The 26,895-nt window shown below is 64.3% G+C and carries 28 protein-coding genes and 2 pseudogenes; 7 read left to right on the top strand and 23 right to left on the bottom strand.

The genetic code is table 11. The annotated features are described in order from the left end of the window. Positions 1-10: 10 nt before the first annotated feature. The 4 genes from purF (at position 11) to AC0L3P_RS17695 (ending at position 5,016) form a co-directional block, all read left to right on the top strand. Entirely contained in the window at positions 11-1,516 is a 1,506-nt protein-coding gene (purF, locus tag AC0L3P_RS17710; RefSeq protein WP_007609288.1) for an amidophosphoribosyltransferase, read from the top strand. A gap of 136 nt (positions 1,517-1,652) precedes the next feature. Continuing rightward, positions 1,653-2,393 carry an SDR family NAD(P)-dependent oxidoreductase gene (locus AC0L3P_RS17705; RefSeq protein WP_473303376.1) on the top strand — a complete coding sequence of 247 codons (741 nt, stop codon included), beginning with the start codon at positions 1,653-1,655 and terminating at the stop codon, positions 2,391-2,393. Between the two features lie 77 nt (positions 2,394-2,470). Continuing rightward, the gene (locus AC0L3P_RS17700) at positions 2,471-3,619 is read left to right on the top strand and encodes an NHL repeat-containing protein (protein ID WP_275167231.1); all 1,149 of its coding nucleotides are present in this window, start codon (positions 2,471-2,473) and stop codon (positions 3,617-3,619) included. A 170-nt stretch (positions 3,620-3,789) separates the two neighbouring features. Beyond that, positions 3,790-5,016 carry an ABC transporter substrate-binding protein gene (locus tag AC0L3P_RS17695; protein ID WP_275167232.1) on the top strand — a complete coding sequence of 409 codons (1,227 nt, stop codon included), beginning with the start codon at positions 3,790-3,792 and terminating at the stop codon, positions 5,014-5,016. 112 nt (positions 5,017-5,128) lie between these two features. Here the strand turns inward: AC0L3P_RS17695 and AC0L3P_RS17690 are convergent, their stop codons facing one another. From AC0L3P_RS17690 to AC0L3P_RS17655, 8 genes and pseudogenes are all read right to left on the bottom strand, one after another. Further along, positions 5,129-6,385 carry a TCR/Tet family MFS transporter gene (locus AC0L3P_RS17690; RefSeq protein WP_473303371.1) on the bottom strand — a complete coding sequence of 419 codons (1,257 nt, stop codon included), beginning with the start codon at positions 6,383-6,385 and terminating at the stop codon, positions 5,129-5,131. Then, positions 6,382-7,764: a ribosome biogenesis GTPase Der gene (der, locus tag AC0L3P_RS17685; protein WP_473303367.1), complete on the bottom strand. Its 1,383-nt coding sequence runs from the start codon at positions 7,762-7,764 to the stop codon at positions 6,382-6,384. The genes AC0L3P_RS17690 and der overlap by 4 nt, the downstream gene beginning before the upstream one ends. A gap of 48 nt (positions 7,765-7,812) precedes the next feature. Then, a complete protein-coding gene (locus AC0L3P_RS17680; RefSeq protein WP_473303363.1) occupies positions 7,813-8,361 on the bottom strand; it encodes a hypothetical protein in 549 nt (182 codons plus the stop codon). Positions 8,362-8,387: 26 nt separating this feature from the next. Continuing rightward, positions 8,388-9,041, bottom strand: a complete 654-nt coding sequence (locus AC0L3P_RS17675) for a tetratricopeptide repeat protein (RefSeq protein WP_354055183.1) — start codon at positions 9,039-9,041, stop codon at positions 8,388-8,390. A 166-nt stretch (positions 9,042-9,207) separates the two neighbouring features. Continuing rightward, positions 9,208-10,799: pseudogene (locus AC0L3P_RS17670) on the bottom strand (class I adenylate-forming enzyme family protein). A 73-nt stretch (positions 10,800-10,872) separates the two neighbouring features. Continuing rightward, positions 10,873-11,457 (bottom strand): NnrU family protein, encoded by a 585-nt coding sequence (locus AC0L3P_RS17665; RefSeq protein WP_354055187.1) that lies wholly within the window; start codon positions 11,455-11,457, stop codon positions 10,873-10,875. 71 nt (positions 11,458-11,528) lie between these two features. Then, entirely contained in the window at positions 11,529-12,107 is a 579-nt protein-coding gene (locus AC0L3P_RS17660) for a hypothetical protein (protein ID WP_354055189.1), read from the bottom strand. 213 nt (positions 12,108-12,320) lie between these two features. Next, entirely contained in the window at positions 12,321-13,940 is a 1,620-nt protein-coding gene (locus AC0L3P_RS17655) for a peptide chain release factor 3 (protein ID WP_007609250.1), read from the bottom strand. Positions 13,941-14,101: 161 nt separating this feature from the next. Here AC0L3P_RS17655 and sugE point away from each other — a divergent pair, with 161 nt between their 5' ends. After that, entirely contained in the window at positions 14,102-14,416 is a 315-nt protein-coding gene (gene sugE, locus AC0L3P_RS17650) for a quaternary ammonium compound efflux SMR transporter SugE (RefSeq protein WP_275167243.1), read from the top strand. Here sugE and AC0L3P_RS17645 read toward each other — a convergent pair. From AC0L3P_RS17645 to AC0L3P_RS17615, 7 genes are all read right to left on the bottom strand, one after another. Further along, positions 14,409-15,416, bottom strand: a complete 1,008-nt coding sequence (locus tag AC0L3P_RS17645; RefSeq protein ID WP_473303355.1) for an anion permease — start codon at positions 15,414-15,416, stop codon at positions 14,409-14,411. The genes sugE and AC0L3P_RS17645 overlap by 8 nt on opposite strands. Positions 15,417-15,430: 14 nt before the next feature. After that, positions 15,431-16,075, bottom strand: coding sequence for a DUF47 domain-containing protein (locus AC0L3P_RS17640; RefSeq protein ID WP_007609240.1), 645 nt, complete (start codon positions 16,073-16,075; stop codon positions 15,431-15,433). Between the two features lie 158 nt (positions 16,076-16,233). After that, positions 16,234-17,202, bottom strand: coding sequence for a branched-chain amino acid ABC transporter permease (locus tag AC0L3P_RS17635; RefSeq protein WP_007609238.1), 969 nt, complete (start codon positions 17,200-17,202; stop codon positions 16,234-16,236). Between the two features lies 1 nt (position 17,203). Beyond that, positions 17,204-18,067, bottom strand: coding sequence for a branched-chain amino acid ABC transporter permease (locus tag AC0L3P_RS17630; RefSeq protein WP_275167246.1), 864 nt, complete (start codon positions 18,065-18,067; stop codon positions 17,204-17,206). A gap of 72 nt (positions 18,068-18,139) precedes the next feature. Beyond that, on the bottom strand, positions 18,140-19,363 hold the full coding sequence (locus AC0L3P_RS17625) for an ABC transporter substrate-binding protein (RefSeq protein WP_473303351.1): 1,224 nt from the start codon (positions 19,361-19,363) through the stop codon (positions 18,140-18,142). Positions 19,364-19,389: 26 nt separating this feature from the next. Further along, on the bottom strand, positions 19,390-20,136 hold the full coding sequence (locus AC0L3P_RS17620; RefSeq protein ID WP_275167248.1) for an ABC transporter ATP-binding protein: 747 nt from the start codon (positions 20,134-20,136) through the stop codon (positions 19,390-19,392). Further along, a complete protein-coding gene (locus tag AC0L3P_RS17615) occupies positions 20,129-20,884 on the bottom strand; it encodes an ABC transporter ATP-binding protein (protein WP_018459153.1) in 756 nt (251 codons plus the stop codon). The genes AC0L3P_RS17620 and AC0L3P_RS17615 overlap by 8 nt, the downstream gene beginning before the upstream one ends. 335 nt (positions 20,885-21,219) lie before the next feature. Between AC0L3P_RS17615 and AC0L3P_RS17610 the strand changes: the two genes are divergently transcribed. Beyond that, positions 21,220-21,903, top strand: a complete 684-nt coding sequence (locus AC0L3P_RS17610) for a PAS domain-containing protein (RefSeq protein ID WP_473303345.1) — start codon at positions 21,220-21,222, stop codon at positions 21,901-21,903. 3 nt (positions 21,904-21,906) lie between these two features. Here AC0L3P_RS17610 and AC0L3P_RS17605 read toward each other — a convergent pair whose 3' ends face one another. Further along, entirely contained in the window at positions 21,907-22,281 is a 375-nt protein-coding gene (locus AC0L3P_RS17605; RefSeq protein WP_473303341.1) for an ArsC family reductase, read from the bottom strand. A gap of 102 nt (positions 22,282-22,383) precedes the next feature. On the opposite strand from AC0L3P_RS17605, the gene AC0L3P_RS17600 reads away from it, so the two are divergent. Further along, entirely contained in the window at positions 22,384-22,755 is a 372-nt protein-coding gene (locus tag AC0L3P_RS17600; RefSeq protein ID WP_473303338.1) for a tRNA-binding protein, read from the top strand. 19 nt (positions 22,756-22,774) lie between these two features. Here the strand turns inward: AC0L3P_RS17600 and AC0L3P_RS17595 are convergent, their stop codons facing one another. The 7 genes and pseudogenes from AC0L3P_RS17595 to AC0L3P_RS17565 all read right to left on the bottom strand — a co-directional run bounded on the left by AC0L3P_RS17595 (position 22,775) and on the right by AC0L3P_RS17565 (position 26,888). Then, positions 22,775-23,479 (bottom strand): glutathione S-transferase family protein, encoded by a 705-nt coding sequence (locus tag AC0L3P_RS17595; RefSeq protein WP_275167795.1) that lies wholly within the window; start codon positions 23,477-23,479, stop codon positions 22,775-22,777. A gap of 93 nt (positions 23,480-23,572) precedes the next feature. After that, entirely contained in the window at positions 23,573-23,716 is a 144-nt protein-coding gene (locus AC0L3P_RS17590) for a hypothetical protein (RefSeq protein WP_007609210.1), read from the bottom strand. A gap of 112 nt (positions 23,717-23,828) precedes the next feature. Continuing rightward, positions 23,829-24,494 carry a DUF429 domain-containing protein gene (locus AC0L3P_RS17585; RefSeq protein WP_473303488.1) on the bottom strand — a complete coding sequence of 222 codons (666 nt, stop codon included), beginning with the start codon at positions 24,492-24,494 and terminating at the stop codon, positions 23,829-23,831. A gap of 33 nt (positions 24,495-24,527) precedes the next feature. After that, positions 24,528-24,874 (bottom strand): annotated as a pseudogene (locus AC0L3P_RS17580) (carboxymuconolactone decarboxylase family protein). Between the two features lie 3 nt (positions 24,875-24,877). Continuing rightward, a complete protein-coding gene (locus tag AC0L3P_RS17575; protein WP_473303336.1) occupies positions 24,878-25,399 on the bottom strand; it encodes an RNA polymerase sigma factor in 522 nt (173 codons plus the stop codon). Further along, the gene (locus AC0L3P_RS17570; protein WP_473303334.1) at positions 25,396-25,605 is read right to left on the bottom strand and encodes a YgaP family membrane protein; all 210 of its coding nucleotides are present in this window, start codon (positions 25,603-25,605) and stop codon (positions 25,396-25,398) included. Before AC0L3P_RS17570 ends, AC0L3P_RS17575 begins: the two co-directional genes overlap by 4 nt. 98 nt (positions 25,606-25,703) lie before the next feature. Beyond that, positions 25,704-26,888, bottom strand: coding sequence for a serine hydrolase domain-containing protein (locus tag AC0L3P_RS17565; protein WP_354055217.1), 1,185 nt, complete (start codon positions 26,886-26,888; stop codon positions 25,704-25,706). Positions 26,889-26,895: the final 7 nt, after the last annotated feature.

The following is a 26,895-nucleotide window of genomic DNA, read 5'->3' as shown; positions in this document are numbered from 1 at the left end:
CTCGGACGAGATGCGAAATCCTGACCAGGACGCCCTACTTGATCTCGGCCCGGCCGCGCTGGAACTTCAAGACGATCTGGAGGGGGATACGCTGCGCGAGGAATGCGGCGTCTTTGGCATCTACGGCCACCCCGATGCCGCCGCCATCACGGCGCTCGGCCTCCACGCCCTTCAGCACCGCGGCCAGGAAGCCGCCGGCATCGTCTCCTATGACGGCGGCCGCTTTCATTCCGAACGCCGCCTCGGTCTCGTCGGCGACACCTTCTCCCGCCGCGAGGTGATCGACCGCCTGCCCGGCACAATGGCAGTCGGCCATGTCCGCTATTCCACCACGGGCGCGACCATCCTGCGCAACGTGCAGCCGCTGTTCGCCGAACTGAATGCCGGCGGCCTTGCTGTCGCCCACAACGGCAACCTCACCAACGGCCTGACGCTGCGCCGCGAGCTCGTGAAGAACGGCGCGATGATGCAGTCGACCACCGACACCGAGGTGATCCTGCACCTGGTCGCGCGCTCCAGGCGCAGTCGCTTCATCGAGCGCTATATCGACGCGCTGCGCGAGATCGAGGGCGCCTATGCGCTGGTGTCGCTGACCAACAAGAAGCTGGTCGGCGCGCGCGATCCGCGCGGCATCCGTCCGCTGGTGCTCGGCGAACTCGATGGTTGCCCGATCCTGACCTCCGAGACCTGCGCCCTCGACATCATCGGCGCACGCTTCGTCCGCGACATCGAGCCCGGCGAGGTGATCGTGTTCGACGAGAACGGGCAGGACATTCACAAGCCGTTCCCGCCGATCGCGCCGCGGCCCTGCATCTTCGAGTACATCTATTTCTCCCGTCCGGACTCCATCGTCCACGGACGCTCGGTCTACGAGGTGCGCAAGGCCTTCGGTGCCCAGCTCGCGCGCGAGAGCCACGTGCCGGTCGACGTCGTGGTGCCGGTGCCGGATTCCGGCGTGCCCGCGGCGGTCGGCTACAGCCAGCATTCCGGCATCCCGTTCGAACTCGGCATCATCCGCAACCATTATGTCGGCCGCACCTTCATCCAGCCGACACAAGCGATCCGCGAATCCGGCGTACGCATGAAGCATTCGGCCAACCGCGCCGCGATCGAAGGCAAGCGCATCATCCTGATCGACGATTCGCTGGTGCGCGGTACCACCTCGAAGAAGATCGTGCGCATGATGCGCGATGCGGGCGCCAAGGAAGTGCATTTCCGCCTCGCCTCGCCGCCGATCCTCTATCCCGACTATTACGGCATCGACCTGCCGGACCGCGGCGGTCTTCTTGCGGCGACACATTCGCTGGAGGAGATGCGCGAGATCATCGGCGCCGACTCGCTCGCCTTCCTGTCGATCGACGGCATGTACCGCGCCATGGGCGAGCCCGGCCGCGACCCCGCCAATCCGAAATTCTCGGATCATTGTTTCACCGGGGCCTATCCGACCCACCTCACCGACCAGACCCAGACCGAGCAGCAGCCCCGGCAATTGTCGCTGCTGGCAGAGGCGAGCTGACGGCGCAGCCGTCATCCCGGGCGGTCCGCAGGATTGTCTTGCAACCTCTGGATTGCGGGTTCGATGCTTCGCATCACCCCGGAATGACGGCGTATTGGGGGCTTGTCCCGGCCATCTACGCCTGTAAAACCCCGCCATGACAAATCCCCTCGCCAACCGCATCGCTCTCGTCACCGGCGCCTCGCGCGGCATCGGTTTTGCCACGGCCAAGGCGCTGGCCAAGGCCGGCGCGCATATCGTCGCCGTGGCGCGCACGCAGGGCGGGCTGGAAGAGCTCGACGACGAGATCCGCAAGGACGGCGGCACCGCAACCCTCGTGCCGCTCAACCTCACCGATTCCGACGGCATCGCGCGGCTCGGTGCTGGCCTGCACGAACGCTACGGCAAGCTCGACATCCTCGTCGGCAATGCCGGCGTGCTTGGCCCCTCCTCGCCGATCGGCCATATCGAGCTGAAGGCCTTCACCGATGTGATGGCGGTCAACGTTTCCGCGAACTTCCAGCTGATCCGCTGCATGGAGCCGCTGCTGAAGCAGTCCGACGCGGGCCGGGCCGTGTTCGTCACTTCAGGCGCTGCCAACAAAGCCACCGCCTATGTCAGCCCCTACGCCGCCTCCAAGGCGGCGCTGGAAACGCTGGCGCGCGCCTGGGCGCAGGAGACCGCGAATACCAAGCTGCGCGTCAACCTGTTCAATCCCGGCCCCGTCCGCACCCGCATGCGCGCGACGCTGATGCCGGGCGAGGATCCGGCGACGCTGGATACAGCCGAGCAGGTCGCCGAATTGATCGTGCCGATGTGCGCGCCTGATTGGACCGAGACCGGCAAGTTCTACGACTACAAGAGCCGCAGCCTGATGAGCTTCCGCTCGCCGGCCTGATTGACTTGACGGCCTCCCCGCGATTGACTGCCCGCGCTCAAGCGGCAGCAAGCTGCAGGCCAAAAAGGGAGGTTGCCATGGCGTCATGGCGGAATCGCGCAGGCTCAACGAATGCGCTCGCAAATGTCTCTCGCGTCCTCTCCGTCCTGATCGCGGCTATCGCGTTTGCGCTTCCGGGCGCGGCTATCGCCAGCGATGTCCCGACCTTCGCGGTCGATGCTTCCTGGCCGAAGCCGTTGCCGAACAACTGGATCCTCGGTCAGGTCGGCGGCATCACCGTCGACTGGCAGGGCCACATCTGGGTGATCCATCGGCCGCGCTCGCTCACCGACGACGAGAAAGGCGCGAGCCTCACCCCGCCCCGCTCGAAATGCTGCGTCTCGGCGCCGCCGGTGCTCGAATTCGACAGCGACGGCAATCTGCTGCGATCGTGGGGCGGCGCGGGCGAAGGCTATGAATGGGTCGGCCGCGAGCACGGCATCGAGGTCGACGAGCGCGGCTTCGTCTGGGTCGGCGGCAATGCCGACAACGACAACGCTATCCTGAAATTCACGCTCGACGGCAAGTTCGTCGCCCAGATCGGCAAGATCGCGCCGAGCCTCGGCAGCAGCGACACGACGCAGCTCGGCAAGCCCGCCGAGACCGCGATCGACAAGGCTGCCAACGAAATCTACGTCGCCGACGGCTACGGCAACCGCCGCGTCATCGTCTTCGACGCGACCACTCTCGCCTACAAGCGGCATTGGGGCGCCTACGGCAACAAGCCCGACGACACCAAGCAGGCGGCGTACGATCCCAAAGCGCCGGTGTCGCAGCAGTTCGGCAATCCCGTCCATTGCGTAAAGCTCGCCAATGACGGTCTCGTCTACGTCTGCGACCGCATCAACAACCGCATCCAGGTGTTCAGGAAGGACGGCACCTTCGTGAAGGAGTTCTTTTTCGAGAAGAACACGCTTGGCAACGGCGCGGTGTGGGACATCGCGATCTGGCCCGATCCGAAGCAGACCTGGCTGCTCAGCGCGGACGGCGAAAACAACGAGATCAGGGTCATCAAGCGCGAGGACGGCAGCGTGGCCGGAAGCTTCGGGCACAGCGGCCGCAACGCCGGACAATTCCACTGGGTGCATGCCATGGCGATCGACGCCAAGGGTAACGTCTATACCGCCGAGGTCGACACCGGAAAGCGCATCCAGAAATTCAAGCTGACGTCGGACGCGCTGAAATAGCGTCTCGACGCATTTTGCCCAAAAGTTAACGGAGGGATGACGCTGCGACTCAGCGTCATCCGGCTTTAGGCGCATTGCCGCCGGCCGTGGGACACGGTAGAGCCATCAGCCGGAACAAGGCTCCCATCCAAGAGAGCTGTCCGCATGTTTGACAATGGAGGAAACCTTTTATGACGACGACGTTCGCGCGCCGCTCCGCGGCCCTTCTGGCCTGTGCCGCCTTCGGTTTTGCCACATCCGCCTACGCCCAGGACAAGACCGTCAAGATCGGCGTGCTTAACGACATGTCCAGCCTCTATGCCGACATCGGCGGCCCGAACTCCGTGGTCGCGATCAAGATGGCGGTCGAGGATTCCGGCCTGCTCAAGAAGGGCTGGAAGATCGACGTGCTGAGCGGCGACCACCAGAACAAGCCCGACATCGGCGTTAACATCGCCCGGCAATGGATCGACAACGACAAGGTCGATGCGATCGCGGACACGCCGAGCTCCGGCGTGGCGCTCGCGGTGAGCAACCTCGTCAAGGAGAAGAATGCGGTGCTGCTCAATTCGGGCGCCGCCACCGCGGACCTCACGGGTAAGGCCTGCACACCAAACACGGTCTCCTATACCTACGACACTTACATGCTCGCCAACGGCACCGGCAAGGCGTTGACCAAAGCCGGCGGCGACAGCTGGTTCTTCCTCACCGCCGACTACGCGTTCGGACATGCGTTGGAGCGCGATACCAGCGCCGTCGTGACCGCCAATGGCGGCAAGGTGCTCGGTGGTGTCAAGCATCCGCTCAACACCGCAGACTTCTCCTCCTTCCTGCTGCAGGCCCAGTCGTCGAAATCAAAGATCGTCGGTCTCGCCAACGCCGGCGGCGACACCACCAATGCGATCAAGCAGGCCGCCGAGTTCGGCATTGTGCAGGGCGGGCAGAAGCTCGCGGCGCTGCTGCTGTTCATCAACGACGTGCATTCGCTGGGTCTGAAGACCGCCCAGGGCCTGACCTTCACGGAATCCTTCTATTGGGACATGAACGACCAGACCCGCGCCTGGTCGAAGCGCTTCTCGGCGCTGGCCAGCAAGAATGCGATGCCCTCCATGACCCAAGCCGGCAATTACGCGATGGTGCTGCATTATCTGAAGGCGATGGACGCGCTCGGCGGCAACCCGCATGACGGTGCCAAGGTCGTCGCCAAGATGAAGGAGCTGCCGACCGACGACCCGCTGTTCGGCAACGGCCCGCTGCGCGCGGACGGGCGCCGCCTCATCCCGGCCTATCTGTTCGAGGTGAAGAAGCCCGAAGAATCGAAGGGACCGTGGGACTACTACAAGCAGATCGCCACGATCGCGGCGGAAGACGCGGCCAAGCCGCTCAAGGACAGCGAGTGCCCGCTGGTGAAGAAGTAAGAAGTCGTAGGGTGGGTTAGCTCTACGGCTGCGCAAAGCGCAGTCCGCAGGGCGTAACCCACCTCTTCTCGCGCGTCGGACAAGGTGGCGGATTACGCTTCGCTAATCCGCCCTACGGTTCTGATCTCGCCGCTCCCAGCGCCCGCACCGCGATCGCCACGCACACCACCATCAAGACCGCCGCGAGCAGGAACGGCGCGCCGGGCAGCTGCCATGGCGCGCTGGCGCCGATGAAGTATGAAAACGTCAGCGTGAACAGGAACGGGCCGACGAGCTGCGACACGCTCTGCACGCTCGCGGTCGCGCCCTGCAACTGGCCCTGCTGATCGGGCGCGACCAGTCGCGTCATCAGCGATTGCATGGCGGCGCCGGAGATGCCCCACAGCGACATCACGGGAATGCCGATCCAGAACAGCGGCCCGGTCGGCGCCGCGCCGAAGATCACGAAGCCGATCGCGCCACAGCATAGGCCCATCAACAAGGCGTTGCGCTCGCCGAGCACGCGCACGATCGGGCCGATCGCGAGCCCCTGCACCACCATGGCGCAGATGCCGACCATCGCCAGCGTCAACCCCACGGTTTTCGAATCCCAGCCGTAGCGATAGGTGGCGTAGAGCACGAAGGTCGAGGGAAGCACGACATGCGCGACCTGCGCGATGAAGTTGACGACGGACAACGCAGCGAGCACCGCGTTGGAACGCAGCAGGCGGAGCGCACCGAGCGGATTGGCGCTCCTCCAGCGGAACGGCGCACGCTTGTCCGGCGCCAGCGATTCCGGCAGGACGAAGAGCCCATAGAGCGCGTTGGCAAAGCTCAGGGCCGCCGAGGCCCAGAATGGCAGGCGCGGATCGATATCGCCGAGCAGGCCGCCCAGCGCCGGGCCCAGCACGAAGCCGGCGCCGAACGCAGCCCCAATCCGGCCGAACACCGCCGCGCGCCGCTCCGGCGGCGTGATGTCGGCAATATAGGCAAAGGCAGTCGAGATGCTGGCCGAGGTGATGCCCGAGATGACGCGGCCGACGAACAGCCAGAGCAGCGACGGCGCCAGCGCCATCAGCACATAATCGGCCGCGAGCCCGAAATTCGACAGCAGCACCACCGGCCGCCGCCCGAACCGATCCGACAGCGCGCCGAGCACCGGCGAGAACACGAACTGCATCAGCGCCCAGGCGGTGCCGAACAGACCGAAGATGCGGGCCGCGTGCGCCGTGTCGTTGTCGACGAAGCTCTCGATCAGTTTTGGCAGGATCGGCATGATCACGCCGAGCGCGAGCATGTCGAGCAGGATAGTGACGAAGATGAAGGCGACCGCACCGCGCCGGACCGGCGCTGCGCCCTGCGCCATCGCCTCGCCGGCCTCGTTGCTCACGACGGCCGCTTGCGCTTGTGGGCGAACGGATTGGCCTTCTCGCGCAGGGTGATGCGCACCGGCGTGCCGGGCAGCTCGAAGGCCTCACGCAGCGAATTGGTGAGATATCGCAGATACGATTGCGGCACCGCGTCCGCACGCGAGCAGAACAGCACGAAGCTCGGCGGGCGGGCCTTGGTCTGCGTGATGTAATTCAGCTTCAGCCGTCGGCCGGACACGGCGGGCGGCGGATTGGCCTGGACCGCCTCCTCGAACCAGCGGTTCAGCGCCGCGGTCGACACACGCCTGTTCCAAAGCGCATAGGCATCCTGGATTGCCTGCATCAATCGATCGATGCCCTCGCCCATCAAGCCGGAGACGGCGACGATCGGCACGCCCTTGATCTGCGGCAGCAAGTGATCGGCGTCGCGGCGCAGGTTAGAGATCGCGCCGCCACCCTTGCTCTCCATCAGGTCCCATTTGTTGACGGCGAGCACGACGGCGCGACCCTCGCGCTCGATCAGGTCGGCGATGCGAAGATCCTGCTCCTCGAAGCGGTTCTGCGCATCCATCATCATCACGACGACTTCGGCAAAGCGCACCGCGCGCAGTGCATCGGCGACCGAGAGCTTCTCGAGCTTCTCCTCGATCCGCGAGCGCCGGCGCAGACCTGCGGTGTCGAACACGCGAAACTCGCGGCCCTTCCAGTTGATCTCGACCGCGATGGAATCGCGCGTGGTGCCGGCCTCCGGGCTCGTCAGCAGACGCTCCTCGCCCAGCAGATGATTGATCATCGTCGACTTGCCGGCGTTGGGCCGGCCGACGATCGCGACCCGGATCGGACGCGTGGCGGCCTCTTCCTCGGTCAGCGGCTCGTCATCTTCGAACTCATCCTCCTCCACCGGCTCCGGCATCAGCGGTCGCAGAGCGTCGTAGAGCTCACCCATGCCCTCGCCGTGCTCGGCCGAGATCTGGATGGGATCGCCGAGGCCGAGCGCGAAAGCCTCCATCGCGCCGGCATCGCCATGCTTGCCTTCGCTCTTGTTGGCGACGAGCAGCACCGGCTTGTTGGCCTTGCGGGCGAAATCGGCGAAGGCGCGATCGTTGGGCGTGAGGCCCATGCGGGCATCGATCACGAAGAACAGCGCGTCGGCCTGCGCGATCGCGGCCTCCGTCTGCTCCTGCATGCGGGCAGTCAGCGAGCCCTTGGCGCCCTCATCGAGGCCGGCCGTGTCGATGATCGTGAAGTCGAGACCGCCGAGCCTGGCCTCGCCCTCGCGGCGGTCGCGGGTGACGCCGGGCAGGTCATCGACAAGCGCGAGCTTCTGCCCGACCAGGCGGTTGAACAGCGTCGACTTGCCGACATTGGGCCGGCCGATAATGGCAATCTTAAAGGACATGGGTCATTCGTGCGCTGCCGGAGCCGCGCCTGTCAATGAAATGAAAAATCAGCGCGAGAAGCTGCCGCTCGGCATCGGCGCCGGGAAGGCGCCCTGCGTTTGCTGCTGGGTGGTCTGGGTCGGCTGCGCCTGCTGGACGGGTTGATCGGGCGGCGGCGCGGTGGTGCGCTTGCGCACGATCTTCTGCCTGGGCGGCGGAGTGGCCGCGGGCGGCGCGGCCTCGGGCTGGGCCTCGCCATCGACTTCGCCGGCGGGCGCCTCAACCGGCGCGACGGCCGCGCTGGCCGGCTGCCTGGTCTTTTTCGCCTTGGCGCCCTTCGCCGGCTTCGGCTCGGGCTGGGGCTCCACAGGCAAGGCTGCGACGGCGGGTCCGTTCGGATCGGGCTGTTGCTGCGCGCCCTTGTACATATCCTTGGGCACACCCTGCTCGAGGCCCGGCACGCCTTCCGGGAACACCGGCTTACGGTCGCCCGGCAGCTTCTTCTTGGTATCGAGGAAGTCGAGCATGTCGCTCGGATCGAAGCTGGAGCAACCGCCCAGCACGCCCGTGAAGGCGATCAGGACGGCGGCTGCGATCAAGCGTGGCGTGCGGCGCATATCGGTATCTCGTCTCAGCTCTCGGCTCAGCTCTTCGCTACGGGCGGCAGCAGGGCCTGCAGCGCCTCGGCGCGTGAGCGCAGGCCGGGCGGCGTTTCGCCGTCCTCGGCAATCGCGTCGAGCCATTTGCGGGCCGCGGTCATGTCGTTGTTGCGCCAGGCCGACAGCGCCAGCATCTCGCGGGCGGTATGACGGAAGGTTGATTTGGGCGCGGTGGAGGCGTCCAGCCGCTGCTGCATGTCGGCATAACCGGCGCTGTCGAGCAGGAGGCCTGCGGCGCGGATCTTTGCCAGATCCTGCCACTCGCCGCCTGTGCTGCGGTCGGCGGCGATGTCGTCATACAGCTTGGCGCCTGCCTTGGGATCGCGGGCTGCAGCCTCAGCCGCAGCACGCAGCCGCGCCAGGGTGCGATAGCCCGATGGAGCCTTGGCAGCGAGCTCGGTGAAGGCCGCCTCGGCCTCCGCATGCTTGTCCTGATCGGACAGCTCGGCGGCTTTCTCGAAGGCGGCGCCGGCCTCGGCAGCCTTCTTGGCCTCCACATACTGGTAAGCGCGCCAGCCACCCACGGCGGCGACGATCAGCACCATCAGGGCGATGAAGACAATCGAATACTTGTCCCACAGCTTCTTGAGCTGTTCGCGACGTACTTCCTCGTCGACTTCGTCAAATAATTCAGACACTTATGCTAATCCCATGCCCGTCCGGGTGCGCGCGCCAAAGCGTTCGCGTCAGGAATCCCGTCCCCACGTGGCGGCGAGGTACCCTAACGATATGGCGGTGGCAAGGCAAAGCGAGCCCGATCAAGGCGTTAACCACCCGGGACCGCCCGGAGAGACCGCCCCCCGGTCAGGCTCCCAACAGCTCCCGCAGCTGCCGCTTCAGCACCTTGCCATTGGCATTGCGCGGCAGCGGCTCCGCGGTGATCACCATCGTTTCCGGGACCTTGTAGTCGGACAACCGCTCCGCGCACCAGGCGCGCAAGGCCTCGCTGTCCACCGGTGCGCGCGCCACGACCACGGCGTGAACGCGTTCGCCCAACACCGGGCACGACTTGGCGACGATCGCGCTCTCGACCACGGCGGGATGGCCGGCCAGCACGGATTCGACCTCGGCCGAATAGATCTTGAGGCCGCCACGGTTGATCATGTCCTTCTGCCGGTCGAACACCCGGACAAATCCCTCCGCGTCGACCGAGCCGAGATCGCCGGAATGCCAGAACCCGCTGGTGAAGCTTTCGGCCGTGGCTTTCGGATTGTTCCAGTAGCCCTTGATCACGGAGGCACTCTGGATCAGAGCTCACCGATTTCGCCAGGCGGCAGCTCACGCCCGTCCGCCCCCATTGCCAGGATGCGCGCACCCGGACACGGCAGGCCGACGCTGTCGATATGGCTCGCCGTCAACTCGCCCGGCATGATCGTGGACGGCGACGTGGTCTCGGTCGCGCCGTAGCAATTCGCCAGCTCGAGGCCGGGAATGATCGCCTTGAGCTTCTCGATGGTAGCAACCGGCATCGGTGCGCCGCCAAAGCCGCCGATGCGCCAGCTCGACAGATCGTAGCTCTCGAAATCGGGCTGGAGCAGGCAGAGATTGTACATCGCCGGCACCATCACCGTGTAGGTGACGCGCTCGCGCGCGGCGAGCTTGAGATATTCGCCGGCCTTGAACTCTGGCATGATGATCAGCGCGCCGCCGCAGCAGATCATCGTCGTGATATTGGCGACGACGCCGGTGACGTGGCCGAGCGGCACCGCCGCGATCGAGCGATCGGCCGCCGTCAATTGCAGGCAGGACACAAAGATCATCGAGGAATGGACGATGTTGCAATGGGCCAGCATCGCGCCCTTCGGCTTGCCTGTCGTGCCCGAGGTGTAGAGGATCATCGCGGTGTCCTCCTCGCTCGTCTCGACCGGCGCCGCGGCCGGGGCGTTGTCGACGAGCACCGCGAAATCCGACAGAGCCGGATCGTCGTCGACGGCGATGCGGTGGATCACATCGGGCACGTCTAGTGCATCCGGCAGCCGCTCCGCGAGTGCCGCCTCGTGGATCAGGATTTTGGCACCGCAGTCGGCGAGCACATAGGCGATTTCCGGCTTCTGCTGCCGCGTGCTGAGCAGCACCGTGACAAGCCCCTCATGCGCGGCAGCGAACAGCAGCAGCGGAAATTCGACGCGGTTGCCGAGCAGGATCGCGACACGATCGCCCCGCTGCAATCCGAGCTTGCGAAATCCCGCCGCGATCCGCGCAGCCTGCTCCGCGGCCTGCCGCCAGCTCAGCCGGACATCGCCCGAGATCAGCGCTTCGCCGTCGGGATTGCGCGCGCAGGCATCTGCGATCATGGCCCATATGCTCACGGGGCGGTCGGCGAAGGCCGGCACCACGCGATCGCCAAAGCGCGTCTCGAGCCGCATCGGCGGGATCTGAGAATGCGACCAGTCCATCGGGATGCCCTCGGCTTGTTGCTCTTGTTACCTTCCGCGCATGGGCATGCCGGTGCTGTCTTGTGCTGATCGGCTAGCCGCCGATCACGGGAACACCGATCACGACCGGATGGAACGCAAACGCCAGCGCCAGATATGCGACGATTCCAACCACGATCGCGATCAGATCGTTGGTGACGCCGCCCACCGGAATCGGCGGACCGCCGCCATCGGTGCGACGCTTCAGCGTGATGCGGTCATACACCGCCCAGCCCAGGAAGGAGCCGAACAGGATGATGGAGCCGAGATCGCCATTGGCCAGAAGATGCGCCGCCGCCCACAGCTTGATGCCGGCCAGCATCGGATGCTTCAGCGTCGCATAGATGCGGCCGCGCAGATAGGACGCAACCACCAGGATGACCGCCGGCAGCATCAGCGCGAGGGTGATGTGCTTCAGCGCTTTCGGCGGATACCAGACGTCGATCCAGCCCGTCGCACGATAATGCGCGAAGCCCCAGATGATCAACGCGAGCCCCGCGAGCGAGGCGAGCGAATAGAGGATTTTGTAGGTCCCCTCGCCCAGCCTCGCGATTGCCTGCGCGCGCGCCTCGCGTTTCGTCGTGAACACATGCGCCGCAAAAAACAGCGCAAGCCCCAGGATCATGACCAGCAGACCCACGAGATTCTCCCCTCAACCAGCGCCCCAGCTCATGGCGTATCATCGATTGGCCGCGGGTCGCAACTGATGGGCTACTTGCCGATCTCGCGATTGTCGACATACCGGATCGCGATCGGCCGCCCGGCCAGGGCACCGCCAAGACCGCCGGTGAATTTCAGCGGCAAGCAGGCATTCAGCGATGAATTGATCGCCCTGAGATAGGTGGTTCTCGTCTCGGCGGGCACGCCCGCGGTCGCAAAGGTCAGGCGCGGCGGGCCGATCAGGCCGCCCGACTTGTTGAAGCTGAAACGCACGGCCATCTGCATGCCCGCGCGCGCATTGTCCGATGGCGGCGACCAGCAGCTGCGCAGCTCGGCGAAGAGGTCGCCGATCGTATCGAGATCGTGATCCGGCTTTTGATATTTGCCGCGATCCGCCTCCGGTGGCACGCTTTGGATCGTGAGCTGGAGGTTCTGGCCGTAGGGATAGTCGATCTCGGGAATACAGGGACCAGGCTCGAGCGGGCTGCAATAGGACGGCGTGCAGGGCCTGCCGTCGAGCACGCTGCACGGCTCGTGCGAAAACGGAATCGGGTTGATTTGTCGCGGCCGCGCGTCCGCGGCGATCGTCGAGATCGCCAGCAGGAGGAAAACAAGGATGCCGCGCCACATGACCAGAACGTGGCATCGCCGGAGAAGCCGTCAAGCCCGCAAGCGTTCACATGCTCGCGCGTACACGCGGTGTCGTCGTCCGGCTTGACGGGACGACCCAGTATTCCAGAGACGTTTGTGATTGAGCCGAGAGGCTGCGGCGTGCTGGATGCCCCGCTTTCGCGGAGCATGACAGCGGAGGGGGAGTGGCTGCAGAGCGGGCGAAGCCGCACCCTACCCCTTCTTCTTGACGTCCTTGACGTTGGTGAACTCGATGCCCTCGGCCCGTTCCCTGGTGTAGCCGAGATAGAACTCGTTCCGCGCCAGATAGACGGGGTCGCCGTCGACATCGTCGGCGATGCTGGAGGTGTTGGCCGCGATGAAGGTATCGAGCTTCTTGCGGTCGTCCGAAGAGACCCAGCGCGCAAGCTGGAACTCGCTGACCTCGAATTCAACCGGCAGGGAATATTCCGCATCCAGCCGCGCCTTGAGCACGTCGAGCTGGAGTGCGCCGACGACGCCAACCAGCGCGGGCGCGCCGTCGCGCGGGCGGAACACCTGCACAACGCCCTCTTCCGACATCTGCTGAAGCGCTTCCTTCAGCTTCTTCGCCTTCATCGCATCGGTGAGACGCACGCGGCGGACGATTTCCGGCGCGAAGCTCGGCACGCCGACGAAGTTGAAATCCTCACCGTCGGTCAGTGTATCGCCGATGCGAAGCGTGCCGTGATTGGGAATGCCGACGACGTCGCCGGCATAAGCCTCGTCCGCAACCGAACGGTCCTGCGCGAAGAAGAATTGCGGGCTCGACAGCGGCATGCTCTTGCCGGTGCGCACGAGTTTCGCCTTCATGCCGCGGCTCAACTTGCCGGAGCAAAGCCGCGCGAAGGCGATACGGTCGCGGTGATTGGGATCCATGTTGGCCTGGATCTTGAACACGAAGGCGCTCATGCGGGGGTCTGTGGCTTCGACCTTGCGCTGATCGCTCTCCTGCGCGCGCGGCTCGGGCGCGAACTTGCCGAGCCCTTGCAGCAAGTCGCCGACGCCGAAATTGCGAAGCGCGCTGCCGAAATAAACCGGCGTCAGATGGCCCTCGCGAAATGCTTCGAGCTCGAACGGTTTTGAAGCCGCGGTGACGAGCTCGAGCTCGTCCTTGACCGCGGACACGTCGAGATTGGCGTTGAGCTTTCCGAGCTCGGCGATCTCGATCTGCTGCGCCGCGCCGGTCTTGGCACCGCCGCCTTCGAGCAGGCGCACGCCGCCATTGACGACGTCATAGGTGCCGAGGAACTCGCGGCCGCGGCCGACAGGCCAGGTCATCGGCGTGGTGTCGAGCGCCAGCGTCTTCTCGATCTCGTCGAGGAGCTCGAACACGTCGCGGCTCTCGCGGTCCATCTTGTTGATGAAGGTGATGATCGGGATGTCGCGAAGACGACACACCTCGAACAGCTTTCGGGTGCGCGCCTCGATGCCCTTGGCGGCGTCGATCACCATGACGGCGGAATCGACCGCCGTGAGCGTGCGATAGGTGTCTTCCGAAAAGTCCTCGTGGCCCGGCGTGTCCAGCAGGTTAAACACGAGGCCCTCGAACTCGAAGGTCATGACCGAGGTCACGACAGAGATGCCGCGCTCGCGCTCGATCTTCATCCAGTCCGAACGCGTGTTGCGCCGCTCGCCCTTGGCCTTGACCTGGCCGGCCAGATTGATGGCGCCGCCGAACAGCAGCAGCTTTTCGGTCAGCGTGGTCTTGCCGGCGTCCGGATGCGAGATGATCGCAAAGGTACGCCGCCGCGACACTTCAGCGGCAAGCGAGGAACGGGCCGTCGATTCGGCTGTGGTGGCGATGTCGGACATTGCGGCAGCGTTTGGCAGGGAAAATGAGCCTGATCAAGCCTCATCTGGTGATTGCGGAGCCTTCCGGCCAGCCCCATATCGGGCTTGGGTTGGGAGGACGGCCTTCCCCTCACACAGCACACCAGTCGCGGGGACGACCCTGCCTTGAATGGAGGGTCGTCATGGCCTGGAGCATCCTGTTCGTCGCCGGTCTGCTGGAGATCTCCTGGGCGATCGGCCTCAAATATACCGAGGGGTTCTCCAAGCTCGTTCCGTCAGTCCTCACGCTCGGCGCCATGGCCGGCAGCATCATCCTGCTCGGGCTCGCCCTCAAATCGCTGCCGATTGGAACCGCTTATGCAGTCTGGACCGGCATCGGCGCGGTCGGTACCGCGACGCTCGGCATCGTCCTGTTCGGCGAGCCGGCCACCGCGTTCCGCCTCGCCAGCATCGGGCTGATCGTCGCCGGGATTGTCGGACTGAAGCTGGTTACCTGACGAAGAGCTTGACCGCCCACCAGCTCAGCGCGGCGACGATGGCCGAGGCCGGCATCGTGATCACCCAGGCATAGACGATCGAGCTGGCGACGTTCCAGCGCACCGCCGAGAGGCGGCGGGCGGCGCCGACGCCGACGATGGCGCCGGTGATGGTGTGGGTGGTCGAGACGGGAACGCCGAGGAAGGTCGCCATGAACAGGGTCGCGGCACCGCCTGTCTCGGCGCAAAAGCCCTGCATCGGGGTCAGCTTGGTGATGCGCAGGCCCATGGTGCGAACGATGCGCCAGCCGCCCATCAGCGTCCCCATCGCCATAGCGGCCTGGCACGAGAGCACCACCCAGAAGGGGACGAAGAATTCGCCGCCGAGCTGGCCCTGCGAATAGAGCAGCACGGCGATGATGCCCATGGTCTTCTGCGCGTCGTTGCCGCCATGGCCGAGCGAATAGAGCGAGGCGGAGGCGAATTGCAGGATGCGGAAGGCGCGATCCACGGCAAAGGGCGTGGAGCGCACCGAGGCCCAGGACACGATCGCAACCAGCACCATCGCGAGCAGAAAGCCGACGAGCGGAGACAGCACGATGGCGATCACCGTCTTGGACAATCCGCTCCAGACCGCCGCCGAAACGCCGGCTTTGGCCACGCCCGCACCAAACAAGCCGCCGATCAATGCATGAGACGAGGACGATGGGATGCCGAGCGCCCATGTCACCAGGTTCCAGACGATGGCGCCGACGAGCGCCGCGAAGATCACCTGAGCATCCACGATCGCGGGATCGATGATGCCGGTGCCGATGGTCTGGGCGACGTGGAGCCCGAACACCAAGAAGGCGACGAAGTTGAAGAACGCGGCCCAGAACACCGCGTATTGCGGCCGCAACACGCGGGTCGAGACGATGGTCGCGATCGAATTGGCGGCGTCGTGCAGGCCGTTCAGGAAGTCGAACAGCAGCGCGACGGCGATCAATCCGACCAGGACGGGAAGACCCAACGCAACATCCACGGCGTGGCCCTGCCCTATACTTGCTCGATGACGATGCTGTTGATCTCGTTGGCGACGTCGTCGAAGCGGTCGGCGACTTTCTCGAGATGATCGTAGATCTCTGCGCCGACGATGAAATCCATCGCGTTGCCGTCGCGATGCTTGAGGAACAGTTCCTTCAGCCCGATATCATGGAGATCGTCGACGCGGCCTTCCAGCTTGCCCAGCTCTTCGGTGATCGCGGTCAGCATCGCCACGTTCTGACCGATCTTCTGCATCAGCGGCAGCGCACGGCCGACCAGATTGGCGCATTCGATCAGGAGCCCGCCGATCTCCCGCATCGGCGGCTCGAAGCTGCGGACCTCGAACAGCATCACGGCCTTGGCGGTCTGCTGCATCTGGTCGATGGCGTCGTCCATCGAGGTGATCAGGTTCTTGATGTCGCCGCGGTCGAACGGGGTGATGAAGGTACGGCGCACCGCCGTCAGCACCTCACGGGTGATGTTGTCGGCATCGTTCTCGAACTGGTTGACGCGCTGGCAATAGACCGGCGTCTCCTCGCCCCCGTTGAGCATGCTCTGGAGCGCGATCGAGCCCTGGATCACGGTCTGGGCGTGGCGGTCGAACAGGTCGAAGAACCGTTCTTCCTTGGGCAGGAAAGCGCGAAACAATCGCATCATGGGGGAGAGACTACCGGTTGGATGATGGCCTGGCCCAAGCGGGCCGTCATGAAACTGTCATAGACCATTTTCGATCCACGCGCGTGCCACCTCACGCCCGTGGAGCCGGATCATCCACCGCTTTCGCGCGTCATAACATCTTCCATTATATCAATTACTTACAGCGACCTCCGGAAGTAATGCGCGATTTCGCCGATGACGCCACGGCGGAAGGTGAGCACGCAGATCACGAAGATCGATCCCTGGATCACGGTCACCCACTGGCCGAACCCAGCCAGATATTGCTGCATGGCGATGATCACGAAGGCACCGACCACGGGACCGAAGACGGTTCCGAGTCCGCCGACCAGCGTCATCAGCACGACTTCGCCCGACATCGACCAGTGCACGTCGGTGAGCGAGGCATTCTGCGCGACGAAGACTTTCAGCGCACCGGCAAAGCCGGCCAGCGTGCCCGACAGGACGAATGCCAGGAACTTGTACTGATCGGTCCGGTAACCGAGCGAAATCGCGCGCGGCTCGTTCTCGCGGATCGCCTTCAGGACCTCGCCGAACGGCGAGTTGATGATGCGGAAGATCAGCAGGAAGCCGGCGAGGAAGCCCACCAGAACCACGTAGTAGAGCACGGTCGGCTTGGTCAGATCGAAGACGCCGAACATGCGTCCCTGCGGGATGCCCTGGATGCCGTCTTCGCCATGGGTGAACGGCGCCTGGAGGTAGATGAAGTACAGAAGCTGCGATAGCGCCAGCGTGATCATCGAGAAATAGATTCCCTGGCGGCGGATCGAGATATAGCCCGTGATGAGCGAGAGCACGAAGGCACCGGCGACTCCGACGAGGATGCCAAGCTCCGGCGGCAGCGCCCAGACCTTCAGCGCATGCGCGCTGCAATAGCCGGCCGTGCCCAGGAACATCGCATGGCCGAAGGACAGCAAGCCGCCATAGCCGATCAGCAGGTTGAAGGCGCAGGCGAGCAGCGCGAAGCACAGCGCCTGCATCACGAAGAACGGGTAGACTCCGGTGAATGGCACCGAAGCCAGCAGCAGCGCCATCACCACGAACACGATCATCTCGTCGCGGATCGAGCGCGGGGTTACCGGCAGCGTGTCGTCCGTCAAGGCTGTCATATCAGGCCGCCCTTCCCGTCAATCCCGTTGGCTTCACCAAGAGCACCAGCACCATGAGCACGAACACGACGGTGTTGGAGGCCTCGGGGTAGAAATATTTGGTCAGGCCCTCGATCACACCGAGCGCGAAGCCGGTGATGATGGAGCCCATGATCGATCCCATGCCGCCGATCACGACCACCGCGAACACCACGATGATGAGGTCGGCGCCCATCAGAGGCCGCACCTGGTTGATCGGCGCCGACAGCACGCCGGCGAGCGCGGCAAGGCCGACACCGAGGCCGTAGGTCAGCGTGATCATGCGCGGCACGTTGACGCCGAAGGCGCGCACCAGTGTCGGGTTTTCGGTGGCGGCGCGCAAATAGGCGCCGAGCCGGGTCTTCTCGATCAGGAACCAGGTCGCGATGCAGACCACCAGCGAGAAGATGACGACCCAGCCGCGATAGACCGGCAGGAACATGAAGCCGAGATTCATGCCGCCCTTGAGCTGATCCGGAATGGCATAAGGCAGGCCGGAGGAGCCGAAGTAGTTCTGGAACACGCCCTGCACGATCAGCGCAATGCCGAAGGTCAGGAGCAGACCGTAGAGATGATCGAGCCCGGTCAGCCATTGCAGCATGGTCCGTTCCAGGATCATGCCGAAGATGCCGACAATGATCGGCGCAAGCAGCAACGCCCACCAATAGTTGATGCCGCCGAGGTTCAGCAGGAAATAGGCGACGAACGCGCCCATCATGTAAAGCGCACCGTGGGCGAAATTGATGATGTTGAGCATGCCGAAGATCACGGCAAGCCCGAGACTGAGCAGCGCGTAGAACGAGCCGTTGATCAGTCCCACCAGTAGCTGAGCGTAAAGAGCCTGCATCGATCCCGCACCCGGTCCCTTCGGCGTTCCCTGAAAGTCGCCCGCAGACCTGATGGCCTGCGGGCGGTTATCTTACTTCTTCAACAGCGCGCACTTGCTCTCGGACAGCGGCGTGAAGGCCTGGTCGCCCGGCACCGTACCGACCAGCTTATAGAAGTCCCACGGTCCCTTGGACTCCGAGGGCTTCTTCACCTCGAACAGATAGGCATTGTGGATGGTGCGGCCGTTGGGCTGGATCTCGCCCTTGCCGAACAGATCGTCTTCCGTCGGCATCGACTTCATCTTCTCGACGACCTTGGCGCCGTCATGCGGGTTGCCGCCGAGCGCTTCCAGGGCCTTGAAATAGTGACGCACGCCCGCATACACGCCGGCCTGCACCATGGTGGGCGGCGCGTTGTTCTTCATCTTCTCGGCGAAGCGCTTGGAGAACGCACGGGTCTGGTCGTTCATGTCCCAGTAGAAAGTCTCGGTGAAGTTGAGGCCCTGTGCGGTCTCGAGCCCGATCGCCTTGACGTCGGTGAGGAACAGCAGCAGCGCCGCGAGCTTCTGGCCGCCCTTGACGATGCCGAATTCAGCCGCCTGCTTGATCGTGTTGGTGGTGTCGCCGCCGGCATTGGCAAGGCCGATGATCTTGGCCTTGGAGGCCTGCGCCTGGAGCAGGAAGGACGAGAAGTCCGGCGTGTTCAGCGGGTGCTTGACGCCGCCGACCACCTTGCCGCCATTTGCGGTAACGACAGCGGTGGTGTCGCGCTCCAGCGCCGCGCCGAAGGCGTAGTCCGCGGTCAGGAAGAACCATGTGTCGCCGCCGGCCTTCACCAGCGCCTGGCCGGTGGTGTGGGCCAGCATGTAGGTGTCGTAGGTCCAGTGCACCGTGTTGGGCGAGCACTGCGCGTTGGTCAAATCCGAGGTCGCCGCGCCCGAGTTGATATAGACGCCGTTCTTTTCCTTGATGACGTTGTTGACCGCAAGCGCCACGCCGGAATTCGGCACGTCGACGATGACGTCGACCTTGTCGACGTCGAACCACTGCCGCGCGATCGCGGTGCCGATGTCGGGCTTGTTCTGGTGATCGCCCGAGATGATGTCGATCTTCCAGCCCTTCGCAGCCAGGCCGGAATCTTCAATGGCCATCTGCGCGGCGAGCGTCGAGCCCGGTCCACCGAGGTCGGCATAGAGCCCGGACTGATCGGACAGCGCGCCGATCTTGACGGTCTTGTCCTGCGCGAAGGCTGCACCGGTGGCAGTCACGGCCAGCGCCGTGCCGAGCAGAAACGACGCAATCGACTTTGTGATCATGCTACTTCCCTATGAATCTTTTTGTTCTAGACGCCGAGATAGGTGTGGAGCTTGTCCATGTTGGCGGCAAGCTCCGCATTGGCAAATCCGTCGATGATCTTGCCGTGCTCGACCACGTAATAGCGGTCGGCGACGGTGGATGCGAAACGGAAGTTCTGCTCGACCAGGAGGATCGTAAAACCCTCCTTCTTGAGCCGCGCAATGGTGTGGCCGATCTGCTGGATGATGACGGGCGCGAGACCCTCGGTCGGCTCGTCCAGCATCAGGAAGTTCGCGCCGGTGCGCAGGATGCGCGCGATCGCGAGCATCTGCTGCTCGCCGCCGGAGAGTTTGGTTCCCTGGCTGTTGAGCCGTTCCTTCAGGTTCGGAAACAGATCGAAGATCTGTTCGAGCGGCAATCCGCCGGGACGCACCACCGGTGGCAACAGCAGGTTCTCCCGGACATCGAGGCTGGCGAAAATTCCCCGCTCTTCCGGGCAGAATGCGATTCCCATCCGCGCGATCTTGTCCGAGGTCGTGCGGATGATGTCCTGGTTGTTGAACTTCACCGAGCCGGTGCGCTTGCCGATGATGCCCATGATCGACTTCAGCGTGGTGGTCTTGCCGGCGCCGTTGCGCCCGAGCAGGGTGACGACCTCGCCCGCGTTCACGTCGAAGTTGATCCCGTGCAGGATGTGGGACTCGCCGTACCAGGCTTCGAGGTTGCGGACCTGGAGGAGGTTGCCGCCGCTCGCGGCCTTTGCGGGAGCTTCCGCCGATGCAGTCTCAGCCATGACCGGCTCCCAGATAGGCTTCCTTGACGCGTTCGTCCTTGGTGAGCTCGCTGTAATGGCCCTGCGCGAGCACCTGCCCGCGCGTCAACACGGTGATGATGTCAGAGAGATTGGCCACGACGCTCAGATTATGCTCGACCATCAGGATGGTATATTTCGCGGAGATGCGCTTGATCAGCGCCGCGATCTTGTCGATGTCCTCGTGGCCCATGCCGGCCATCGGCTCGTCCAGCAGCATCATCTCTGGGTCGAGCGCGAGCGTGGTTGCGATCTCCAGTGCGCGCTTGCGCCCGTAGGGCATCTCGACCGCGGGCGTATTGGAAAACTCGCTGAGGCCGACATCGTTCAACAGCTCGCGCGCGCGATCGTTGAATTGGTTGAGCACGGATTTGGAGCGCCAAAAATCGAAGGAGCTACCGTGCTGGCGCTGAAGCGCGACGCGGACGTTTTCCAGCGCGGTGAGATGGGGAAATACCGCCGAGATCTGGAACGAGCGAACCAGCCCCAGGCGGGCCACGTCGGCGGGCGCCATCGCGGTGATGTCCTGTCCCTTGTACAGGATTTTTCCGGCAGACGGTTTGAGGAACTTGGTCAAAAGATTGAAGCACGTCGTCTTGCCGGCGCCGTTCGGGCCGATCAACGCGTGAATGCTCCCACGGCGAACCTTGAGCGCAACGTCGCGGACGGCGAAGAAGCCCGCGAACTCCTTGGTCAAGCCTTCCGTTTCGAGAATGAACTCATCGGCCAAACAGTTTTCCCCCTGCCCGCACAACGCGCGTGGCTATCCTTGTTGCTTCGGCTTTCCGGAGGCCTTGGAGCCACTCCTTGGAGCCCATCCGGAACGCCGCCTCCGGGCGCGGAATATGCCGGAGGTGACGGGGGTTAGGCAAGGCGGAAAGCTGAGCAGGTCAGGCCTCCGGCCGGGAGACTTATGCTCCCTTAGTCGGACGTGTTTTGATGTCGCGCCTGCCCGGCCTCCCGGTTCGCAAAGCGCCGGTCATCAAGCCGTCGTTAACGGTCTTTCGTTCCCTACGCCAGCCTTCATAGAAAATTTTCCCGCAGCGAGGATCATGCGCGGGTTTCATGCGTCCGGAATTTCTATTCGCCGGGAATATTGTCTTGGATTTTGCAAGCGCGGCTCCTTCCGTGGTCAAGTCGATCCGGCAGCGTGATCTCCTGAACACGTGGCTGCGGCTTTATGCGCGCCAGCAGACGGCCCCGGCGATCTGGGAGTACCAGCCTGCGCGGCTCGAGGAAGAGCTCTCCGATCTGATCTATTATACGGTGGATGCGTCGACGCCGACGCCGCGTCTGACCATCCAGAGCGAAGGTACGAGAATCTCTCGCGCCTATGGGCACACCGGCAAGGGCGTTCTGCTCGACGAGTATATCGGGCCGCGTCTCGTGCCGTTGGTGATGCCGGTCTATCATGAATGCGTGGCGCGCGGGCTGCCTGTCTACAGCGTTGCCGACGTCGATGACATCTACGGCCGCATCGTCGCCTATGAGCGGCTGCTGCTGCCGTTCCAGACCGCCGGCAAGGTCTGTCACATCATCGCATCGCTCAAGACGTTCTGCGAGGACGGCGGCTTCGAGATCAAGAATCTGATGCGCGGAAATGACGCGCTGCCGCGCCCGAGATTGCGCGCGGTGATCGACCGCGACCTGTTCCATCGCACCCCCGGCCGTATCGCGCCGGCCGAACTGGTCGAGTTCGCGGACCAGCAGGGCTCCGGTGTTGCCACCGAGATCATCGAGCTGAACTAGCGGTCAGCGCGATTTGGCGGCGGCTTCCTTGGTCGTGACTTCCTTGGCATAGATCTCCGGCTTGAAGCCGACCAGCAGCTTGCCGCCAACTTCAAGCACCGGCCGCTTGATCATCGATGGTTGCGCTAGCATCAACGCCAGCGCCTTTTTCTCGGAGAGGCCTTCCTTGTCGGCATCGGGCAGCTTCTTGAAGGTCGTCCCGGCGCGATTGAGCAGCGTCTCCCAACCGACCTTGTCGCTCCACTGCTTGAGCTTATCCTTCTCCACGCCCGCCGTCTTGTAGTCGTGAAACGCGTAGGCGACGCCGTGGGTGTCGAGCCAGGCGCGCGCCTTCTTCATGGTGTCGCAGTTCTTGATGCCGTAGATGATATTGGGCAAGACAGTCCTCGCGCATGCGTCGTATCGTGATACTTCGTTGTACGCAACTCCGGCTCGCGCGACAATATTGCGAACGACGCCAGCTCTCCGAACGGACACTTCATGCACGTCACCCACGATCCAGCCGCGACCGCGTCGCCGACCATCGACTTCAACGCCTTTCTCGCGGTCGATATCCGTGTCGGCACCGTCATCGATGCAAAGCCGTTTCCGGAGGCACGCAAGCCGGCCTGGCGGCTGTGGATCGACTTCGGTCCCGCGATCGGCGTCCGCAAGAGCTCGGCCCAGATCACCGAAAATCATCCGCTTGAAACGCTGGTGGGCCAACAGGTAGCTGCGGTCGTGAATTTCCCGCCGCGCCAGATCGGCCCGGTCGTCTCGGAGGTGCTGACCCTCGGTTTCCCCGATGCCGAAGGCAAGGTCGTGCTGGTGCAGCCGAGCAAGCCGGTGCCAAACGGCGGACGGATGTTCTAGCCTCAAGCCGCTTCGAACCTCACGGCCGCTTCGGAATGTTCAGCCCGCGCTCGACCGCCGGACGCGCAAGCCCGCGTTCGAGCCAGGCAGCGACGGATTGGAACTGGCTGAACTCGACGAGATCGCCTGCGCCGTAGAAACCGATGAGGTTGCGCACCCAGCCGAGCATGGAGATGTCGGCGATGGTGTAATCGTCGTCCATGAACCATTGCCGGCCGGCAAGATGCATCTCCATCACCCCGAGCAGCCGCTTGGCCTCGCCCACGTAGCGCTCGAGCGGCCGCTTGTCCTCGAAATCCTTGCCGGCGAATTTGTGGAAAAAGCCGACCTGGCCGAACATCGGCCCGATGCCGCCCATCTGGAAATGTAGCCACTGGATGGTCTGGTAACGGCGCGCGGCATCCTGCGGCAGCAGCTTGCCGGTCTTCTCCGCGAGGTATTGCAGGATCGCCCCGGATTCGAACAGCGGCAGCGGCCTGCCGCCGGGACCATCGGGATCGAGGATCGCCGGGATCTTGCCGTTCGGATTGAGCGAGAGGAATTCCGGCGTCTTCTGGTCGTCCTTGCCGAAATCGACGAGATGGACTTCGTAGGGAAGCCCGATCTCCTCCAGCATGATCGAGACCTTGACGCCGTTCGGCGTCGGCAGCGAATAGAGCTGGAGCAGCTCCGGGTGCTTGGCCGGCCAGCGCTTGGTGATGGGAAAGGCGGACAGATCGGACATCAGGACCCCGGCTTCGTTCACGAGATGCCGCCTAGTCTAGGCGAGCGAACGAACGACGCAAGGTCGAGTGGTCAGATCATTTTCCCGCGCAGGTCACAACGGCCGCAGCAAATGGTTGGTGGCGTGCATCACATCGCGCTGTGCGCGTTGCTCGATGAAGAGCTGGCCAGTGACGAGCAGTGCTCCGGTGAAGACGAGCGCAAGCATCGCGGTCGCGAATTGACTGGCATCCCTCATCGGACGAGCTTCTCCCTCTTCGGTTCACACGAGGAACGCGGGCCAGCCGTCGTCTGTTCCTCCAAGCTTCAAATAAATTGCAGCTTTTTCCCGAACCGCCACACAGACGGCCTCAATAATTGATCTCCATCCGCAAGCCCCGCGGATCGGCCTCCTCCCCGCCGACACATTGCGTGCTGTCGCGCGCTGCGACGGCGCAGGCACAGGCATCGATGAGATCGTCACGGCCGATGCCGGTGCCATGTCGCTGAATCAGCCATTTTGGCAAGCGCGCGAAGCCGCGCTGCTCCAGGAGCGCGATACGCTGCTCGCGGCCCTCCGCCGATGTCTTCTTTGCAAGCCGGACCTGCCCAGCCAGATTCCAGAAAATCAATTCCGGATGCGCTTCGCCGAAGGTCGCCTGCCGCGTCGGCGTCATGATCTCGTCGACCTCCCTGATCTTGTCCCTGAGGTTCCAGAGCTGCGCCGACACGCCCCTGCCCTTGCCCTCGCGCTCCCAGTAGTGGCGATTGGCTGCCGGCATATCGGCGAATGTCCAGAGGTCACGGCGCGCGCCGAGAAACACGGCGGGACCGACCAGCTCGCGCGCGCGCAAATCGCAGATGCGATACCCGCTCGGCTTCAAGCCGACCGGCATGTCGATCATCGCGCGCGCATGCGGCAGCGCGAGCAGCCGCGCGAGACCCGGCGAATAGTCGAAGCCGTGATCGCCGCGCTCGTCGATCCAGGCGGCGACCCAGCCGAAGCGGAATCCGTCAAGGCCGAGATAGTTTGGCAAGCTCCTGATCCTGACGGGCATCCGCCCGCTCCTCTATCCCAGTTCCTCGCCCCGATGCCGCTCGACAGGCGCTGCGCCAACAACGCATGGCCGAGCGTGCCGCCGGCGCGAACCGCCGCCGCGATCAGCGCGGCTTCCGCGATTTCTTCGCGCGTTACACCGGCCTTCGCCGCCTGCGCCGTGTGCACATCGAGGCAATAGGCGCACTGTGTGGTGAGCGCGACCGCGAGCGAGATCAGCTCGCGATATTTTGGCGGAATCAATCCGTCCGTGCGCTCGACCGCGTGGTTGAACGCAAGAAACGCGTTGGCCTCTACCGGCGCCAGCGCCACGAAGGCAGAGATGGATTTCAGATCGTCAGGGCTTTGATAACAGGTCATGGCTCATCTCGTCAGGTATTCGCGCATCAGCGCGCGGGCGCGATGTAGGCGGGCCTTCACGGTCTGCCGGGTCGCGCCGAGTGCGACGGCAATCTCGTCGATGGTCATTTCCTTGACATCGCGCATCAGCGCGACATCGCGATAGTGTGGCGGCAGCGCCTCGAAGGCCGCGGCGACGTCGAGCCGCAAATCGGCTTCAGGACGCGACAGCAACAGCGCCTCCGCCTCTCCGCCGTCGATCGCCGGCGCGAGGCCTGCCTTGCGGGCGAGCCGCAGGCATTCGCGGCGGACCACACTGAACAGCCAGGCCGAAAATGCCAGCCATGAGCGGATCGTGCCGACATGGCGAAATAGGATCCACAGCGCCTCCTGCGTCGCATCCTCGGCATCCGCCGAGCTGCGACAGGTGGCCCGGGCATAGCGGCGGATGTTCGGCTGCGCCGTCTCGAGCAGAGACGCGATCGCCTGGGGATCGCCGAGGCGCGCGGCCTCGAACAGGTCCGGCGAGATCACAGCGGCGCTCACGAGACGCCTCCTCTTCCGATGCCGGCCATCGCGCACATCGGACAATAGCCGACGAGGCCCGTCAGCGCGAAGCCGCCGCCGCCGAGCGCCACCAGCCACGCCGCGGCGCCGGTGAAATAGACGAATGCCGCGGCGGCCACCGCGACGCCCAAGGCGATCCGCACGGCTTGGTGCAGGCCGCCGATGTTCTTCCTGTAAAATGCCATCACATCCTCCGACATAAGCCGAAGCAAAATGCCTCGACCCTCAAGAGAGGGCGCGACGACCGGAAAGGATTCGCGGCGACGTGCAATTTTCTTCGCGATCAGCCTCCGACGGCCTGATAGGCCAGACGCTTGAATTCGAAGAAGAACGGATTCCAGAAGCCCATGTAGCGCTGCGCCATCAGCACACCGGCGGTATTGGCCTGCGGGCAGATCCACCAATGGGTGCCGGCAAGGCCGCCCCACTGGAATTCGCCGGTCGAGTTGGGAGGATCGAACGGCATCGGCGCGAAGGTGACGGCGCCGCCGAGGCCAAAGCCCTTGCCGGGGATCGGGCCGAGATTGGCGAAGCGGATGTTCTCGCCGGCGGGCAGCTGGTTCGTCATCATCTGCCGCAGCGTCTCCGGCTTCAGTAGCGCATCCGAGCCGGGGAGCAGCGCCCGTATCAAAGCGAGCATGTCGGGCAAGGTCGAGACCAGTCCGCCGCCGCCCGACAGCCGCGGGAATTGCCGCCGATAGGCCTGCGGATAAGGCAGGTCGTCGGCCCGGGTGAGGCCGGGCTTCATGGGATCGAGCACATCCGTGCCGTTGTAGAGCGCGACCAGCCTGCCCTGCTGCGCGTCCGGCACGTGGAAGCCGGTGTCGGTCATGCCAAGCGGATCGAAGATGCGCGCCTTGAGGACGGCGTCGAGCGGCTTGCCGGAGACGACCTCCACGACACGCCCGAGCACGTCGGTCGCCACCGAATATTCCCAGGACGCGCCGGGATGAAAGGACAGCGGCAGATCGGCGAGTTGGTCGATCATGGCGGCCAGCGGCGTCAACGGATTGAGAACGCGCGCCTCGTTATAGCCTTTGAACAGCACCGTACCGGGATCGAAGATGCCGTAGCTGAGGCCGGAGGTGTGGGTCAGAAGCTGCCGGATCGTGATCGGGCTCTTCGCCGGCTCGACGTCGGCAAGGCTCAAAGCACCCGGCTTCAGAACCTTGCGATTGCCGAGTTGCGGCAGGAATTTCTCGACAACGTCATCGAGCCCGATGCGGCCGTCCTCGACCAGCAGCATAATCGCGCAGGTGACGAAGATCTTGGTATTGGAGAACGCGCGAAAAATGTGATCGGGCCGCAGCGCGGTGCCCGCCTCGCGATCGGCGAAACCGACGCATTGCTGATCGACCACCTCGCGGCCCCGCAGCACCGCCCAGGATGCACCTGGAATGATCTCCTGATCGACGTAACGCTGCATTGCTGTCCGCGTGGCGGAAAAATCAGGTGTTCTGGCGTCCATGTGTTTC

It is taken from the genome of Bradyrhizobium sp. WSM4874, assembly GCF_055811835.1.
This window is presented reverse-complemented; position numbering and strand designations above follow the sequence as displayed.